General features: G+C 70.0%; 15 protein-coding genes and 1 pseudogene. 7 read left to right on the top strand and 9 right to left on the bottom strand.

Annotated elements, in window-relative coordinates; genetic code table 11:
- Nucleotides 1-36 precede the first annotated feature (36 nt).
- The 3 genes from ABT294_RS37400 to ABT294_RS37390 are packed head-to-tail and all read right to left on the bottom strand — an operon-like array spanning nucleotide 37 to nucleotide 3460.
- The gene (locus tag ABT294_RS37400) at nucleotides 37-777 is read right to left on the bottom strand and encodes a succinate dehydrogenase/fumarate reductase iron-sulfur subunit (RefSeq protein ID WP_350811138.1); all 741 of its coding nucleotides are present in this window, start codon (nucleotides 775-777) and stop codon (nucleotides 37-39) included.
- Nucleotides 774-2699 carry a fumarate reductase/succinate dehydrogenase flavoprotein subunit gene (locus tag ABT294_RS37395; protein ID WP_350811137.1) on the bottom strand — a complete coding sequence of 642 codons (1926 nt, stop codon included), beginning with the start codon at nucleotides 2697-2699 and terminating at the stop codon, nucleotides 774-776. Before ABT294_RS37395 ends, ABT294_RS37400 begins: the two co-directional genes overlap by 4 nt.
- Nucleotides 2696-3460, bottom strand: a complete 765-nt coding sequence (locus tag ABT294_RS37390; RefSeq protein WP_350811136.1) for a succinate dehydrogenase cytochrome b subunit — start codon at nucleotides 3458-3460, stop codon at nucleotides 2696-2698. The genes ABT294_RS37395 and ABT294_RS37390 overlap by 4 nt, the downstream gene beginning before the upstream one ends.
- Nucleotides 3461-3594: 134 nt before the next feature.
- Here ABT294_RS37390 and ABT294_RS37385 point away from each other — a divergent pair, with 134 nt between their 5' ends.
- From ABT294_RS37385 to ABT294_RS37355, 7 genes are all read left to right on the top strand, one after another.
- A complete protein-coding gene (locus ABT294_RS37385) occupies nucleotides 3595-4524 on the top strand; it encodes a LysR family transcriptional regulator (protein ID WP_350811135.1) in 930 nt (309 codons plus the stop codon).
- 35 nt (nucleotides 4525-4559) lie between these two features.
- Nucleotides 4560-5696, top strand: a complete 1137-nt coding sequence (locus tag ABT294_RS37380) for a PP2C family protein-serine/threonine phosphatase (RefSeq protein ID WP_350811134.1) — start codon at nucleotides 4560-4562, stop codon at nucleotides 5694-5696.
- On the top strand, nucleotides 5693-6838 hold the full coding sequence (locus ABT294_RS37375) for a sensor histidine kinase (protein ID WP_350811133.1): 1146 nt from the start codon (nucleotides 5693-5695) through the stop codon (nucleotides 6836-6838). Before ABT294_RS37380 ends, ABT294_RS37375 begins: the two co-directional genes overlap by 4 nt.
- Entirely contained in the window at nucleotides 6835-7284 is a 450-nt protein-coding gene (locus ABT294_RS37370; RefSeq protein ID WP_350811132.1) for a response regulator, read from the top strand. The genes ABT294_RS37375 and ABT294_RS37370 overlap by 4 nt, the downstream gene beginning before the upstream one ends.
- A 196-nt stretch (nucleotides 7285-7480) precedes the next feature.
- Nucleotides 7481-8269 (top strand): succinate dehydrogenase subunit SdhC, encoded by a 789-nt coding sequence (gene sdhC, locus ABT294_RS37365; RefSeq protein ID WP_350811131.1) that lies wholly within the window; start codon nucleotides 7481-7483, stop codon nucleotides 8267-8269.
- Between the two features lie 12 nt (nucleotides 8270-8281).
- The gene (locus ABT294_RS37360; RefSeq protein ID WP_350811130.1) at nucleotides 8282-10186 is read left to right on the top strand and encodes a fumarate reductase/succinate dehydrogenase flavoprotein subunit; all 1905 of its coding nucleotides are present in this window, start codon (nucleotides 8282-8284) and stop codon (nucleotides 10184-10186) included.
- Nucleotides 10183-10935 carry a succinate dehydrogenase/fumarate reductase iron-sulfur subunit gene (locus tag ABT294_RS37355; RefSeq protein WP_350811129.1) on the top strand — a complete coding sequence of 251 codons (753 nt, stop codon included), beginning with the start codon at nucleotides 10183-10185 and terminating at the stop codon, nucleotides 10933-10935. The genes ABT294_RS37360 and ABT294_RS37355 overlap by 4 nt, the downstream gene beginning before the upstream one ends.
- Before the next feature lie 130 nt (nucleotides 10936-11065).
- Here ABT294_RS37355 and ABT294_RS37350 read toward each other — a convergent pair whose 3' ends face one another.
- From ABT294_RS37350 to ABT294_RS37325, 6 genes and pseudogenes are all read right to left on the bottom strand, one after another.
- On the bottom strand, nucleotides 11066-12313 hold the full coding sequence (locus tag ABT294_RS37350; protein WP_350811128.1) for a hypothetical protein: 1248 nt from the start codon (nucleotides 12311-12313) through the stop codon (nucleotides 11066-11068).
- Between the two features lie 71 nt (nucleotides 12314-12384).
- A complete protein-coding gene (locus ABT294_RS37345) occupies nucleotides 12385-13680 on the bottom strand; it encodes a hypothetical protein (RefSeq protein WP_350811127.1) in 1296 nt (431 codons plus the stop codon).
- Between the two features lie 103 nt (nucleotides 13681-13783).
- Nucleotides 13784-14176: a (deoxy)nucleoside triphosphate pyrophosphohydrolase gene (locus ABT294_RS37340; protein ID WP_350811126.1), complete on the bottom strand. Its 393-nt coding sequence runs from the start codon at nucleotides 14174-14176 to the stop codon at nucleotides 13784-13786.
- On the bottom strand, nucleotides 14173-15270 hold the full coding sequence (locus ABT294_RS37335) for a C40 family peptidase (RefSeq protein ID WP_350811125.1): 1098 nt from the start codon (nucleotides 15268-15270) through the stop codon (nucleotides 14173-14175). The genes ABT294_RS37340 and ABT294_RS37335 overlap by 4 nt, the downstream gene beginning before the upstream one ends.
- Nucleotides 15267-15893, bottom strand: coding sequence for a hypothetical protein (locus ABT294_RS37330; protein WP_350811124.1), 627 nt, complete (start codon nucleotides 15891-15893; stop codon nucleotides 15267-15269). Before ABT294_RS37330 ends, ABT294_RS37335 begins: the two co-directional genes overlap by 4 nt.
- A gap of 2 nt (nucleotides 15894-15895) precedes the next feature.
- Nucleotides 15896-16160: pseudogene (locus ABT294_RS37325) on the bottom strand (hypothetical protein); the annotation flags it as partial.

Genomic DNA, 16160 nt, shown 5'->3' with positions numbered 1-16160 from the left:
GGGGCCGCACAGCGTGGCTGTGCGGCCCCGGGACGGCTACTTGGCGTTGGCCTTGAGGTAGTCGCTGTTCATCTGGGCGATGGCGTCCAGGGGGATGCCCTTGGGGCAGACGGCGGTGCACTCGCCGGTGTTCGTGCAGCCGCCGAACCCCTCCAGGTCCATCTGGTCCACCATGGCCTTGGCGCGGGTGAGGCGCTCGGGCTGGCCCTGCGGCAGCAGGCTGAGATGGGTGATCTTGGCCGCGGTGAAGAGGGACGCCGAGCCGTTGGGGCAGGCGGCGACGCAGGCTCCGCAGCCGATGCAGGTGGCCGCGTCGAAGGCGTCGTCCGCGTCCTCTTTGCGCACGGGGACGCTGTGCGCGTCGGGGGCCGAGCCGGCGGGGACGGAGATGAAGCCGCCCGCCTGGATGATGCGGTCGAAGGCGCTGCGGTCGACCACGAGGTCCTTGACGACGGGGAAGGGCGCGGCTCTCCAGGGTTCGATGGTGACGGTGGCGCCGTCCTCGAAGTGACGCATGTGGAGCTGGCAGGTCGTGGTGGCCCGCTGCTCGCCGTGCGCGACGCCGTTGATGACCATGCCGCACATGCCGCAGATGCCTTCGCGGCAGTCGTGGTCGAAGGCGACAGGGTCGTCGCCTTCGAGGATGAGCCGCTCGTTCAGCACGTCGAGCATCTCCAGGAAGGACATGTCGGGCGACACGTCCTTAACCTGATAAGTCACCATCCGTCCGGAATCTGTCGGACCGCTCTGGCGCCAGACCTTAAGGGTCAGGTTCACTTGTAACTCCGCTGGGTCATCTTGACGTACTCGTACTCGAGCGGTTCCTTGTGCAGCACCGTCTCACCGGACTCCGTGCGCTCCCACGCCGAGACGTGCGCGAAGTGCTCGTCGTCGCGCAGGGCCTCACCGTCGGCGTCCTGCGACTCGGCGCGGAAGTGGCCGCCGCAGGACTCTGTGCGCACCAGCGCGTCCAGGCACATCAGCTCGGCCAGGTCGAAGAAGTCCGCGACCCGCCCGGCCTTCTCCAGGACCTGGTTGAGCTCCTCGGCCGTCCCGGAGACCTTGACGTTCTGCCAGAACTCCTCGCGCAGCTCGGGGATGCGCTCCAGGGCCTTGCGCAGCGACTCCTCGGTGCGCTCCATGCCGCAGTAGTCCCACATGAGCTTGCCCAGCTCGCGGTGGAAGGAGTCGGGGGTGCGGGTCCCGTTGACGGCCAGCAGCCGGTCGACCTTGGACCGCACCTTGATCTCCGCCTCGGCCACGGCCTCCTCGTCGACCTCGCCGAACGGCCCGGCCGCCAGGTAGTCGCCGAGCGTGGTGGGCAGCACGAAGTAGCCGTCGGCCAGCCCCTGCATCAGCGCGGACGCGCCCAGCCTGTTGGCGCCGTGGTCGGAGAAGTTGGCCTCGCCGATCACGAAGAGCCCCGGGATCGTGGTCTGCAGGTCGTAGTCCACCCACAGCCCGCCCATCGTGTAGTGGACGGCCGGGTAGATGCGCATCGGCACCTCGTACGGGTTCTCGCCGGTGATGCGCTCGTACATCTCGAAGAGGTTGCCGTACTTCTTCTCGACGGCGTCCCTGCCCAGGCGGTTGATGGCGTCGGCGAAGTCGAGGTACACGCCGAGCCCGCCGGGGCCGACGCCGCGGCCCTCGTCGCAGACGTTCTTGGCGGCGCGGGACGCGATGTCCCGGGGAACCAGGTTGCCGAACGCCGGATAGATCCGCTCCAGGTAGTAGTCGCGCTCGTCTTCCGGAATGTCCCCGGGAGCGCGGTCGTCGCCCTTGCGCAGCGGCACCCACACCCGTCCGTCGTTGCGCAGCGACTCCGACATCAGCGTCAGCTTCGACTGGTACTCGCCGGAGACCGGGATGCAGGTCGGGTGGATCTGCGTGTAGCACGGGTTGGCGAAGTACGCGCCGCGCTCGTGGGCCCGCCAGATCGCCGTGGTGTTGCACCCCTTGGCGTTCGTCGACAGGTAGAACACGTTGCCGTACCCGCCGGTCGCGAGCACGACCGCGTCGGCCGTGTGCCGCTCGATCTCGCCGGTCACCATGTCGCGGACGATGATCCCGCGCGCCCGCCCGTCGGAGACGATCAGGTCGAGCATCTCGTGCCGGGTGTGCATGGTCACGGTCCCGGCCGCGATCTGCCGCTCCAGCGCCTGGTACGCGCCGAGCAGCAGCTGCTGGCCCGTCTGGCCGCGGGCGTAGAACGTCCGCGACACCTGCGCGCCGCCGAAGGAGCGCGTGTCGAGCAGCCCGCCGTACTCACGGGCGAACGGGACGCCCTGCGCGACGGCCTGGTCGATGATGTTCACCGAGACCTCGGCCAGCCGGTAGACGTTGGACTCTCGGGCGCGGAAGTCCCCGCCCTTGACCGTGTCGTAGAACAGGCGGTAGACGCTGTCGCCGTCGCCGCGGTAGTTCTTCGCGGCGTTGATCCCGCCCTGCGCGGCGATCGAGTGCGCGCGCCGGGGCGTGTCCTGGTAGCAGAAGGACGTGACGTTGTACCCCAGCTCGCCCAGGGTCGCCGCGGCGGACCCGCCGGCGAGCCCGGTGCCGACCACGATCACGTGGAGCTTGCGCTTGTTGGCCGGGTTCACCAGCTTGGCGCCGAACTTCCGCTTCTCCCAGCGCTCCTCGATGGGGCCGGCGGGAGCCTTGGTGTCGTGGATCTCCGAGCCCTCGGTGTACTTCACTTGACCACTCCGAACGTGATGGCGAGAGGCGGGGCGAGGAACCCGATGACCAGGACGGCGGAGACCAGCGCGGCGATCCCCTTCAGCGCCCGGTACCGGTTGCGGTTGGCCCAGCCGAGCGTCTGGAAGGCGCTCCAGATGCCGTGCCGCAGGTGCAGGCCGACCATGACGACGGCCACGAGGTAGACGACGGTCACCCACCAGCGCGACGCGGCGAACCCGGCGATCATGCGGTCGGCCGGGGCCGAGTCGAACCCCTTCGGGTTCACCACGCCGAAGGTGAGGTCGAGCAGGTGCCAGACCAGGAAGAGCAGGATGGTGATGCCGCCGAACCGCATGATGTGCGTCACGTAGCCGGTGGCCTGCGACTTCTTGGCCACGTACTTGACCGGCCTGGCGTGGTGGGCGCGGCGCGCGAGCGAGATCGCCGCCCACATGTGCAGGACGACCGAGGCGACCAGGCCGATCTCCAGGATCGTCAGGACGGTCCGGTAGGGAGCGATGGGCTCCAGGAGAGTCCGCAGCGCCTCGGCGTACTCGTTGAACGAGTCACGTCCCAGGAAGATCTTGAGGTTGCCCAGCATGTGCAGGACGAGGAAGAGCACCATCACGGCGCCCGTGACCGCCATGAGGGCTTTCTTGCCGTTCGACGAACCAAGGAACCTGCCCGGCTTCTTGGGCGTTGGCACCTTCGCCGGAGAAGGCTCCTTGGGGGTGGAAACAGGTGCGGTCGAGGCACCGCGCTCTATCGTGGCTGTCACGTCTCTCGACGCTAGATATCCAGCGATGATCCGTCCAAGTCATGACGGGCCTGGTTTCCATAGCCATCGGCTATGATGCTTGGTTTGTACGGCTGGCATAAAGAAAACCAGTCAGCCAGTGCGAGGAAAATCACATGCAGTTGCAGCAACTTTCCTACTTCGTCGCGGTGGCGGAGACCAGGCACTTCACCCAGGCGGCCGAGCGGATGCGGGTCGCGCAGCCGTCCCTCAGCAAGCAGGTCAAGGCGCTGGAGACCGAGCTGGGCGCGCGGCTGTTCTCCCGCGCGCGCGGCAACGTGACGCTCACCCCCGCCGGCGAGGCCCTGCTGCCGCTCGCCCGCCGGATGCTGGCCGACGCCGACACGGCCAGGCAGGAGGTGGCCGAGCTGGCCGGGCTGCGCAAGGGCAGGGTCCGGCTCGGCGCGACGCCGTCGCTCTGCGCAGGGCTGCTGGCCGACGCCCTGGCCCGCTTCCACCGCGACTATCCGGGCATCGAGCTGCTGGTGGAGGAGGGCGGCTCCCGCGACCTGGTGCGCGCCCTGGCCCGCGGCCAGCTCGACATGTCGCTGATCATCATGCCGCTGCAGAGCGACGACCCCTCACTGGTGACCGAGGAGATCCTGCGCGAGAACCTCGTCGTGGTGGCCCCCTCGCACCAGCGGCTCCGCAAGCCGTACCTGCGCATCGAGGACCTGCGCGGCAGGCCGATGGTGATGTTCAGGCGCGGCTACGACCTGCGCGAGGCGACGCTGGCCGCCTGCCGCCAGGCCGGGTTCGAGCCCACGCTGGCGGTGCAGGGCGGCGAGATGGACGCGGTGCTGCGGTTCGTGGAGGCGGGCCTCGGCGTGGCCGTGGTGCCGTCCATGGTGCTCGACGGGCGTCCGGGGCTGACCGGCACGCCGCTCGCGCCGCCCGGCCTGAGCCGGACGATCGCGCTGGCCCACCGCAAGGACGTGGAGCCGACCAGGGCGGCGCAGGCGTTCCGGGCCACCCTGCTGGCCTTCACGGTCGAAGCCGGTCACGAGGGCACGCTTCCCCCAGGGGTCGAGCTCATCGCACAATGAGCAGAATGAGCGACCACAGGTCTGAGGGGCCCTAGGTGACGGCGAACCTCTCCGAACCGCTGACACTGCTGCTCATCGAGGACGACGACGGTGACGCCTTCCTCGTCGAGGAACTGCTCAAGCAGGCCGACGCGCCGCCGACGATCATCTGGGCGCGCAGCCTGCGGGAGTCCGAGGCCAAGCTCACCTCCTCGGTCCAGTGCGTGCTCGTCGACCTCACGCTGCCCGACGCCACCGGGCTGGAGGCCCTGGAACGGGTGCTGGCGATGGCCCCGCACACGGCCGTCCTGGTGCTCACCGGGCTGAGGGACGTCCACGTGGGCGTCGCCGCCGTCCAGGCGGGAGCCCAGGACTACCTGGTCAAGCAGGACGTCGACGCCCGGCTGCTGGCCAGGTCCATCCGCTACGCGATGGAGCGCAAGCGGGCCGACCTGGCCCATCTCAAGCTGCTCGCGGCGGAGCTCACAGCCAAGGAGAACGCCCGGCTGGAGCGCGGGCTGTTACCCGCCGCCCTGCTGCGCACGCGGGCGCTGGAGTGCACCACCCGCTACCTGCCCGGCAGCCAGGGCACGCTGCTGGCGGGAGACTTCCTCGACACCGTCCAGACGCCCGACGGGTCCGTCCACGTCGTGGTGGGCGACGTGTGCGGGCACGGCCCCGACGAGGCCGCGCTCGGGGTGGCGCTGCGCATCGCCTGGCGCGCTCTGGTGTTGGCCGGGCAGAGCGACGACCGGCTGCTGCGCACGCTCGACACGCTGCTGCGGGCCGAACGCAAGGCCCCCGAGATCTTCACCACCCTCTGCACCGTGACGCTCACCCCCGACCTGCGGCACGCCAGGATGCGGGTCGTCGGGCACCCGCCGCCCGTGCTGGTGCGCGACGGGGTGGTCGAGGCGGTGCCCGGCGCGCCGTCGGGCCCTCCGCTCGGCATCTTCCCGGACGCCGAGTGGGCCGTCCTGGACGTCCCGCTCGGCGAGCGCTGGTCGCTGATGCTGTACACCGACGGCCTGATCGAGGCGGCCGTGGGCGACCGCACCGAGGCGCTCGGCGTCGACGGGCTGGTCGACCTGGTACGCGAGCACGGGTCGATCGACCTCGACCGGCTCATCAGGCACGTGGGCACGCTGAGCGACGACCTCGCGGCGGTGCTGGTCCAGAGGAGGCCGGTGTGAGCATCATCAACCCCCTGCCCCCGCCGAGGCCGCCGACCGGGATCGGGCGGCTGCCGGTCGCCCGCTGGTTCGTCCTCACCGGCGCGCTGATCGCCGTGGCGTTCCTGGCCGGGGTGGCGCTCACCATGGTGATGATCAGCCAGGTCCAGGACGCGCGGCCGCGGCCCGCGATCGAGGCCCAGATCGGGGAGCTCAACGCGGCGCTGGTCGGGGTGTTCCTGGTGCTGGCTGCGGGGGGTGTGGGGCTCATCGTGATCGTCCGGTTCGCCGTGCTGAAGCCCATCGCGCAGCTCGGCGAGCAGGTGCGGCAGGTCGCGTCCGGGGATTTCGACCACCGGCTGCACGTCGACAGGCCGTTGGAGCTGGCCGAGCTGTCGAGCCACGTCGACTCCATGCGCAGGCGCATCGTCGCGGCCTGGCGGACGGCGGAGGAGCAGGCCGAGGAGCTGCGCAGGTCCAACAGCGAGCTGGAGCAGTTCGCCTACGTGGCCAGCCACGACCTACAGGAGCCGCTGCGCAAGGTCGCCAGCTTCACGCAGATGCTGGAGCAGCGCTACGGCGACCAGCTCGACGAGCGGGCCAGGCAGTACATCTTCTACGCGGTCGACGGCGCCAAGCGCATGCAACTGCTCATCAACGACCTGCTGGACTTCTCCAGGGTCGGCCGGATCACCGGCGCCCGGGAGCCCACCGACACGGGCGAGGCGCTGGCGGCGGCGCTGGAGAACCTGTCGGCGACGGTCGAGGACACCGGGACGACCGTCACCTCCGGCGAGCTGCCGCGAGTCGTCGGCAACCGGCTCCAGCTCACCCAGCTCTTCCAGAACCTCGTCGAGAACGCCGTCAAGTTCCGCTCGGAGGAGCCGCCGCGGGTGCGCGTGGAGGCCAGGCGCGCGGGCGAGATGTGGGAGTTCAGCTGCTCCGACAACGGGATCGGGGTCGAGGCCAAGTACGCCGACCGGATCTTCCTGATCTTCCAGCGCCTCCATCCGCGGGACGTGTATCCGGGCACCGGCATCGGCCTCGCCCTCTGCCGTAAGATCGTCGAGCACCACGGCGGGCAGCTGTGGCTCGACGGCGACGCCGAGGGCCCCGGTGCCACGTTCCGCTGGACCCTGCCCGCGACCGGAGACGACGCATGACCGACTGTCGGCCGATCGAGGTGCTCCTGGTGGAGGACGATCAGGGGGACATCCTGCTCACCAGGGAGGCGTTCGACCTCAACAAGGTGCGAAACCGGCTGCACGTGGTGAACGACGGCGAGCAGGCGATGGCGTTCCTGCGCCGGGAGGCCCCCTTCACGGACGTCCCACGCCCGGACCTGGTGCTGCTGGACCTGAACCTGCCCCGGATGGACGGCCTGGAGGTGCTGAAGGAGGTCAAGGCCGACCTCGAGTTGCGGACGATCCCGGTGGTGATCCTGACGACTTCCGAGGCTGAGGAGGACATCCTCCGCAGCTACCGGCTGCACGCCAACGCGTACGTCGCCAAACCCGTGGATTTTGAGCAGTTCATCCGAGTTGTACGACAGATAGATAATTTTTTCGTAACCGTTGTCAAACTTCCAAGTCAAGCACAGCCCTTCTGATCGGCGGACGTGACAGGAATCACATGCGGTCCTCGAAAAAGTGAGTGACCCGGCTCACAAATCCGGATGCGGTCGTCGTAACGTATCCCCCACCAAAGCGCGCGCCTGAGCGAGGACGACACCCGCCGCACGCGCACCCAAGCGAACGACCCGGACCCCGAGCGAGCAGGGTCCGCGGGAGGTGGAGAGGTCCGCGATGACCCAGACGACGCCCGACGCTCCGGCCAGAAGGCAGCGCGCGCAAGTCAAGGTGCGCACGCTGCGCACCGACAGATGGTGGCTGGCCCCGTTGCTCACGTTTCTCGGGCTCAGCTCGTTCCTCGTCTACGGCGTGTGGGCGATCATCGACAAGAGCTTCTATATCGATCCGTACATCGCCCCGTTCTCGTCGCCCTGCCTGGCAGAGGCGACCTGCCCCGAGGGGGCCAGGCTGTTCGGCTGGGCGCCCCTCGGCGACTGGTACACGCTGCCGCCGGGGCTGCTGATCCTGGGGCTGCCCGGCGGGTTCCGGCTGACCTGCTACTACTACCGCAAGTCCTACTACCGGTCGTTCTGGCTGTCGCCGCCCGCCTGCGCGGTGCAGGAGCCGCACGGCAAGTACTCCGGTGAGACCCGGTTCCCGCTGATCATCCAGAACATCCACCGCTACTTCTTCTACGCGGCGATCGTGATCGGCGCCATCCTCAGCTACGACGCGATCCTGGCGCTCGTCCACAAGCCGCTCGGCCTGGGCAGCTGGATCCTGCTGCTGAACGCCGTCCTGATCGTCGCCTACACGCTGTCGTGCCACTCGTGCCGGCACATCACGGCCGGACGGCTCAACCACTTCTCGCGCCACCCGCTCCGCTACCGGGCCTGGACGTTCGTCTCGAAGCTCAACGCCAAGCACCAGCCCCTCGCGTGGGCGTCGATGTTCTCCGTGATGGGCGCCGACCTCTACGTCCGCCTGGTCGCCAAGGGCATCATCGCCTTCCCGTACGCGTAAGGACCACCTTCAGTGTCAGTGGAAAATCTCAACACAGAGCGTCACGAATACGACGTCGTCGTCATCGGCGCCGGCGGAGCCGGGCTGCGGGCCGCGATCGAGGCCAGGCAGCAGGGCAAGCGCACCGCCATCGTCTGCAAGTCGCTCTTCGGCAAGGCCCACACGGTCATGGCCGAGGGCGGCGCCGCCGCCGCGATGGGCAATGTCAACCCCGACGACAACTGGATGGTGCACTTCCGTGACACCATGCGGGGCGGCAAGTTCCTCAACAACTGGCGGATGGCCGAGCTGCACGCCAAGGAGGCTCCCGACCGGGTCTGGGAGCTGGAGGCCTGGGGCGCGCTGTTCGACCGCACCAAGGACGGCAAGATCAGCCAGCGGAACTTCGGCGGCCACGAGTACCCGCGGCTGGCGCACGTGGGCGACCGCACCGGGCTGGAGCTGATCCGCACGCTCCAGCAGCGCGTCGTCGCGCTCCAGCAGGAGGACTACGAGACGCACGGCGACTACGAGGCCTACATCAAGGTCTTCGCCGAGTGCACGATCACCAGGCTGCTCAAGGACGACGACCGGATCGCGGGCGCGTTCGGCTACTGGCGCGAGTCCGGAAATTTCGTGGTTTTCGACTCGCCGACCGTGGTCCTGGCCACCGGCGGCATCGGCAAGTCCTACGTCGTCACCTCGAACTCCTGGGAGTACACCGGCGACGGCCACGCCCTGGCCCTGCTGGCCGGCGCGAACCTGATCAACATGGAGTTCATCCAGTTCCACCCCACCGGGATGGTCTGGCCGCCGTCCGTGCGTGGCATCCTCGTCACCGAGTCGGTACGCGGCGACGGCGGCGTCCTGCGCAACTCCGACGGCGAGCGCTTCATGTTCAAGTACATCCCCGAGGTGTTCAAGGACAAGTACGCCACCACCGAGGAGGAGGGCGACCGCTGGTACACCGACCAGGCCAACAACCGCCGCCCTCCGGAGCTGCTGCCGCGTGACGAGGTGGCCCGCGCGATCAACTCCGAGGTCAAGGCCGGGCGCGGCTCACCACAGGGCGGCGTCTTCCTGGACGTCTCCACCCGCCTCCCCGCCGAGGAGATCAAGAAGCGGCTGCCGTCCATGCACCACCAGTTCAAGGAGCTGGCCGACGTCGACATCACCGCCGAGCCCATGCAGGTCGGCCCGACCTGCCACTACATCATGGGCGGCGTCGAGGTCGACGCCGACACCGGCGCGGCGGCCGTGCCGGGCCTGTTCGCGGCGGGCGAGGTCTCCGGCGGCATGCACGGCTCCAACCGGCTGGGCGGCAACTCCCTGTCCGACCTGCTGGTCTTCGGACGGCGGGCCGGGGCGGGCGCGGCGGCCTACGTCGACGGCCTCGCCTCCCGCCCCCAGGCGGCCCAGGACTTCGTGGACGAGGCCAGGGCCGAGGCGCTGGCGCCGCTCGACCGCTCCGGCGAGAACCCGTACGAGGTCCACCACGAGCTCCAGCGGACGATGAACGACCTGGTCGGCATCATCCGCAAGGCGACAGAGGTGTCCGAAGCCCTGGAAGTGGTAGAGAAGCTCAAGGAAAGGGTCAAGCTGGTCGGCGCGGCCGGCTCGCGCATCTACAACCCGGGTTGGCATCTGGCGCTCGACCTGCGCAACATGGTGCTGGTCTCGGAGTGCGTGGCCCGCGCAGCGCTGCTGCGCGAGGAGAGCCGCGGCGGGCACACCCGCGACGACTTCCCGGGCATGAACCCCGAGTGGCGGCGCAAGCTGCTCGTCTGCTCCACCGCCGACGGCTCGTCCGTCACCGTCGAGGAGAAGGTCCAGTCGGCGATGCGCGACGACCTGATCACCCTGTTCGACAGGGACGAGCTGAAGAAGTACCTCACCGACGAAGAGATGGCCGAGTTCGACGGGATAGCGAAGTCATGAGCTACAAGGCAAAGTTCAAGGTCTGGCGCGGTGAGGGCGGCGAGGGCAAGCTCGAGGACTTCACCGTCGAGGTGAACGAGGGCGAGGTCGTCCTCGACATCATCCACCGCCTCCAGGCGACGCAGGCGCCCGACCTGGCGGTCCGCTGGAACTGCAAGGCGGGCAAGTGCGGCTCCTGCTCGATGGAGATCAACGGCAAGCCGCGGCTCGGCTGCATGACCCGCATGTCCACCTTCACCGAGGACGAGACGATCACGGTCACGCCGATGCGGACCTTCCCTGTCATCAAGGACCTCGTCACCGACGTCTCGTTCAACTACCAGAAGGCGCGCGAGGTGCCGTCCTTCACGCCGCCGTCGGACGTCCGGCCCGGCGAGTACCGCATGCAGCAGGTCGACGTCGAGCGGTCCCAGGAGTTCCGCAAGTGCATCGAGTGCTTCATGTGCAACAACGTCTGCCACGTGATCCGTGACCACGAGGAGAACAAGCCGGCCTTCTCCGGCCCCCGCTTCCTCATGCGGATCGCCGAGCTCGACATGCACCCGTACGACGTGGCGGACCGCCAGGAGTCGGCCCAGCAGGACCACGGGCTCGGCTACTGCAACATCACCAAGTGCTGCACCGAGGTCTGCCCCGAGCACATCAAGATCACTGACAACGCGCTGATCCCGATGAAGGAGCGCGTCGTCGACCGGAAGTACGACCCGCTGGTCTGGCTCGGCAACAAGATCTTCAAGCGCGCGAAGTGACCCCGCCACAGCGCTAGCCTCTGGCCGGTGGAGCCCAGCTCCACCGGCCGCTGCATTTCCACGAGAACCGAGCCGTCACTCACGATGGATGGAGCGAGGCCGCCTTACGAGGGCGTGCCCTTCGCCCTCGTCACTCGTCGGGAAGGCGACGCCACGGTGGGCGCTTCGGGCCGTCCTCCGAGGGAAGGGGCTGGATCCGGGTCGCGTCCTCCCCTGGCGGGGGGATCGGGATCTCCTGCTGCCAGGGCTCCGAGTCGCCCGATTCGGCGGCGGACGCGGGGCCGAGCGGCTGCTCCGGCGAGCCTTCGTAGGGGCTGGCGCCGCCGGGCGGGATGTCCGCCGGAGGCTCCGCCGGCACCAGGGGCTCGAACGGGGCCCGGTACGTCTGGCCTGCCGGTTCGTGGCTGTAGGAGGCGAACTCGTCCGGATGCAGGACGACAGGTTCCGGGGTCGTCGCCGGGGGCTGCTCGGCCAGCGGGTCAGGCTGCGCGTACGCGTTCGGGTCGCCGTAGACGGGCCCGTACTGGACCTGGCCGCTCGGGTACGTCTGCACCGGGACGAAGCTGATGATCGGCGCGTACGCGGTGCCGCCCGGGTAACCGGGGACGGGGAACCCGCCGGAGGCGTAGCCGGGGCCTGCCGGGTAGCCGTGCGGGTCGGGCGCTCCCGGCCAACCCGGCCCTCCCGCGGCTCCCGCGGCTCCCTGCGGCGGGCCCGCCTTGCGTACCGCCGCCGCGTGGGCCATCCGGCGCAGCCGTCCCTCGAAGACGAGGACGGCGAAGAGCGCGAGCAGCACCAGGACGAGCGCCGGGATGCTGAGCTTCTGCGTCAGCGTCCGCTGGTCGAACTCGGGGGCCGCGTTGCGCAGCTCCAGCTCGACCGGGTCGCTCGGCGTGGTGTCGGCCGCCTCCGTGTTGGAGGGCAGCGTCGACGGGGTGGTCTCCTGGGACGCCACGGTCGGGAGCTGGAAGGTCGGCTCCTGCGTCGGCTCGTCGCTGGTCGTCGGGACCACCGGGATGCTCTGCGATGGTAACGGCTGGAGGTTCTCCGTGGTCTGGCTCTGGACCGGCGTCTGGGCCTTCGGCGTGGGTGTCGACGTCTTCTTCGGTGTAGGTGTCGACGTCTTCTTCGGCGACTGGGTGACGGTCTTGGTGATCGTCGTTTCCGGCTGCTCGGGCGTGGGCGTGTCGAGCGTGGTGGTCACCGTGACGGTGACCTCCGGCGTGGTGTCGCACTGGCCCGCGTCACACGGCTCGACGGGGTCGAACGCCGAGGCGGACGCGCTCGCGCTCTGCGTGACGAAGGGCGCGGCCCCGATGCCGGCCAGTCCGAGCGCTAACACCAGGGCGGACACAGCCGTCGCTCGGGTGCGTGCCACCTGTGCCCTCCGCGGAATCCCGGAACTTGGTCAAGGGAATACTAGTCCGGTAAAAGTAACAGTAAAGGAAACTACACCACCTTTCTCCGCAGCTTTCTTCGCTGCACCCCCGCGACCACCCACAACGCGGCGAGCAGCACCGCGATCCCGGCGCCCACCACCGGAACCCCGCGCACTCCCGCGAGCATGGCGGCCATGTGCGCCGGCTCGGCGATCCTGGGCCGCTCCCTGGACGCGGTGACCTCCAGAGGCAGCGGCGCGCCCATGGCCTCGCCCTCCCCCGACGGGACGGCCGTGGGCAGCACCGGCCCAGCCCCCGCCACCAGCCCGGACGGCTGAGGTGCGCCCACGACAGGCGGCTGCTGCGGCAGCGTCTGGCCGAGCCGCTGAGCCTGTTCGGACGCCCCGCGTACAACGCTCCCCTCGGGCCGGGAAGCCGTGGCGGAGTTCCCCAGGCGGAAGGGCACGGCCCCTTGGTCAGGAACGGGACGTGACGCGCGCTCGGCGCCCTTCCCGGGGCTGACAGGCGTCACCCACCCAGAGGTCACCTTGGGACCGCCGGGTGTCACGTGCCCGGAGGCCACCATGGGACCGAGAGAGGTCTCCCTGTGGGCGGGACGCGTCACGCGCTCGGCGGCCTCCTTGGGACCGGCGGCTGTCGCCCGCCGGGAGTTCTTCGCCCCTTTCGCCCGGTCGGGCACCGCGGGGCGCGCCTCGGCCTGAGGCAGACCAGCGCGGTGGAGATCGCTGTGAGCGCGGTGCTCCTTCTCGCCCTGAACCGGCAGGTTCGCCTCCGAGAGGCGTGGCGCGTCGTCGCCGATCAGGGCGGCGTCGGGCGCGACCCCGGTGGGCGCCGCCTGCACGAGCGAATCGCCGACCGGCAACCGCGTCGCCCTGGACACGATCGCCAGGCCGGGCCCGCTCGGCTCGCGCAGCTGCGCGACCGCGGACACCCCGACCTCCTTCGCCCCCTCCGGCACGCTGACGAGCACGTCCGCGGTCCGCTCCCCCGACACGTCGCCCAGCGGGCACACCCGTGCCCCCGCCTGGGCCGGTGTCACCTCGGCCGGCGGGATCCCGGCCTGAGGCGCCGGAGTGGCGGCCTGCGCGGTGGCGCACGTCACGGCGGAGAGCGCCGCCGCGGGGCTGGCGCTGACGGTCAGGCTGGCCTCGCGGGCCACCCCCTCGAACCGCACCCGGAACCGCATCACGTCCCCGGGACGCAGCCGCGCCCCCAGCCCGTCAAGCCGCTCCAGCGCGAGGCGCACGTCGCCCCCGGCGGCCGACGGCGCCCCGTGCGCCACGTCGGACCCGCTCGGCGGCGGCGGGCACGCCCCCGGCCCGGCAGACGCCACAGTGGACGTCATCGCCGCAGCCACCCCTCCAGCCGCAATCCAGCCACGTTTGAACACAGCGCTCCCCCCGATGCGCGTGACACACAGTAACTGTTATGTCACACCAGGGAGCCTACTAACCACCTTGCAATGCCTTCGCCACGGCTCGCATGACTTCCAGGTCCGCTCCGAGCCAGGCCACGTCCTCGTACTCGCCCGGCCCCAGCCAGCGCAGCGCCCGGTGCTCCTTGGCCTCGGGCGTGCCGGACGCCAGGGAGGCCAGCCACACGCGCAGCACGTACCCCTCGGCCAGCGGCCAGTCTCCGCCGATGCGCTCACCGACGGAGATCTCCACCCCGAGTTCCTCGCGACACTCCCTGACCAGCGCCTCGACCTCGGTCTCCCCCGGGTCCACCTTGCCGCCGGGGAACTCCCAGCCGCCCGCGAGCGCGGGCGGCTCCGCCCGCTGCGCGGCCAGCACCCGCCTTCCGGACGCGACGATCACCGCTGCCACCACGATCACTGTCATAGGGACGCATTCTGCAACTTCTGCAGCTGGTCGAGAACGTCGGGGTTCTGCAACGGCCGGGTGAAGCCCATGATGTTGTCGCGATCCTGGTAGGTGGTGACCTTGATCGGCCCGCACAGCCGGCAGCGTGCCTCCACCATCTTCCCCTTCGACACGACCATCCCGACATGCCCGGGACGGTTCGGCCCGGTTCCGGGGCCGGCGTTGAAGAACACCAGGTCGCCCGCCTGCTCCGAGCCCGCGGAGATCTTCACGCCGAACGGCCACTGCCCGAACGTGGTGCGCGGGATCGACAGCCCGGCGGCCCGGTAGGCGGCGTAGATGACCCCGGAGCAGTCGAACGCGTCGGGCCCGGTGGCGCCCCACAGGTACGGCTTGCCGCGCTGGGCCAGCGCGTACTCCAGGATCCGCGCCACGATCTGGCTCGGCGCGGCCTCGACCAGCGGCTCGTCGCACGCCTCCTCGGCCTGCGGCGGCACCTCCACGTCGCCCGACTTGGCGTACCCCTTGGCGATCTCCACCACCTGGTCGACGTACCACCAGGCCCGGTTGTAGACGAACAGCGCCTGCCGGACGTTCTCCGGGGCGCCGTTGCGCTTGAGCATCTTCGCCGCGCCGAGAATGGCGTCGGCCGGGTTGTAGATGTCGCCGATCCCGTCGCCGTCGCCGTCGGAGGCGTACCCGTTGACCTGCGAGGACGTCGGGACCCTGGCCTTGCCGCCCCAGGTGCTGATCAGGAACTGCATCGGGCCCGCCGCGCCCGCGTAGTTCGTGCCGCTCTTCACGCCGGGCAGGTTGGACCGTCCGTGGTCGGTCTCCCGCTTGCCCACGGCGGCGAGGATCGTCCACTGCACGCCGATCTTCTTGCCGAACTTCTTGTACAGCTCCAGATAGTCGGCGGGGATGTCGGCGGAGCCCTTGTCGGAGACCTCCTGCACCCGGGCGCCGCTGTCGGTGCAGTCGGGCGGCTGGCCGTCGCCGCTGATGAAGGCCGGCAGCGAGGTCATGAGCAGCGGGGACATGATGATGGCGGCCAGCAGCAGCACTCCGGCGACGCCGACCGCCACACCGATGCGTACCTGGGACGTGTTCACCCCTGCGTGTCCCCGTCCTGGCCGTCGCCCGCGGGCTGTAAGTCGAAGACACGCCAGTCGGAGCCGAGCCGGCTGACCGTGACCGCGTAGTCGGCCACCAGCTGCTTGCCGCCGCTCTTGGCGGTGATCTGCTGCGTCCCGCCGACCACGAACACGACCGAGCTCTTGTCGATCTGCCTGATCTCCTTCATCTTGGCCGTCGCCGTGGAGACCACCTGGTCGTCGCGGTTGTGGCTGACAGTGCCCGGCGAGGTGAGGGTTCTCACCAGGACGTTGCCGAACTCGCTGGTCGTGAACGCCTTCATCCGCTCGGCGTAGGTGGCGGGGTCCTCGTCGTACCTGAACGTCCCGTACGCGGCGGTGAACCGCTCAGCCAGGTCGGCGGCGGCGGCGAGCTCCTGCTTGGTCATCGGCAGGAAGGCGTAGATGTCGAACGGCGCGCCGCTGGCGGTCGCCAGCGGCTTGCTCGACGTCGCCGCGGGCACGCTGCCGCTCGGACGGCCCGCGCTCTCCGGCTCGGCGGACGGTGTGCCGGAGTCGGGCCACATCGTCAGATAGAGCCCGACGGCGGCCACGACCACCACGATGGCGGCGAAGACGACCCCCCGCCTGTCACGCGCCATGATCAGTCCCTGTCGGAGTTACGAGATCTGAGCCAGAACGGGGCGGCCTCGTCGCCGCGCGACTCGCCGCTCGCACCGCGGGGCCTGATCCAGAACGGCGGCGCCGCGGAGTCCTCGCGTCCGGAGCCGCGGTCGTGCCTCCTGGGCAGCGACAGCGGCGGCGGTTCCGCCGCGCGCGGCCTCGGCGCCCGCGCGGGACGCGGCGCGGAGCCGCCCCCACCGCCGCCGCCGAACAGCCCGCCACCCGAGGACCCACCCGACGACCCG

This window comes from Nonomuraea sp. NPDC000554, from assembly GCF_040300065.1.
In the GTDB taxonomy this organism is placed as follows: domain Bacteria; phylum Actinomycetota; class Actinomycetes; order Streptosporangiales; family Streptosporangiaceae; genus Nonomuraea.
Note: the sequence above shows the minus strand (reverse complement) of the source record. Positions and strands in the feature narration are given on the sequence as shown.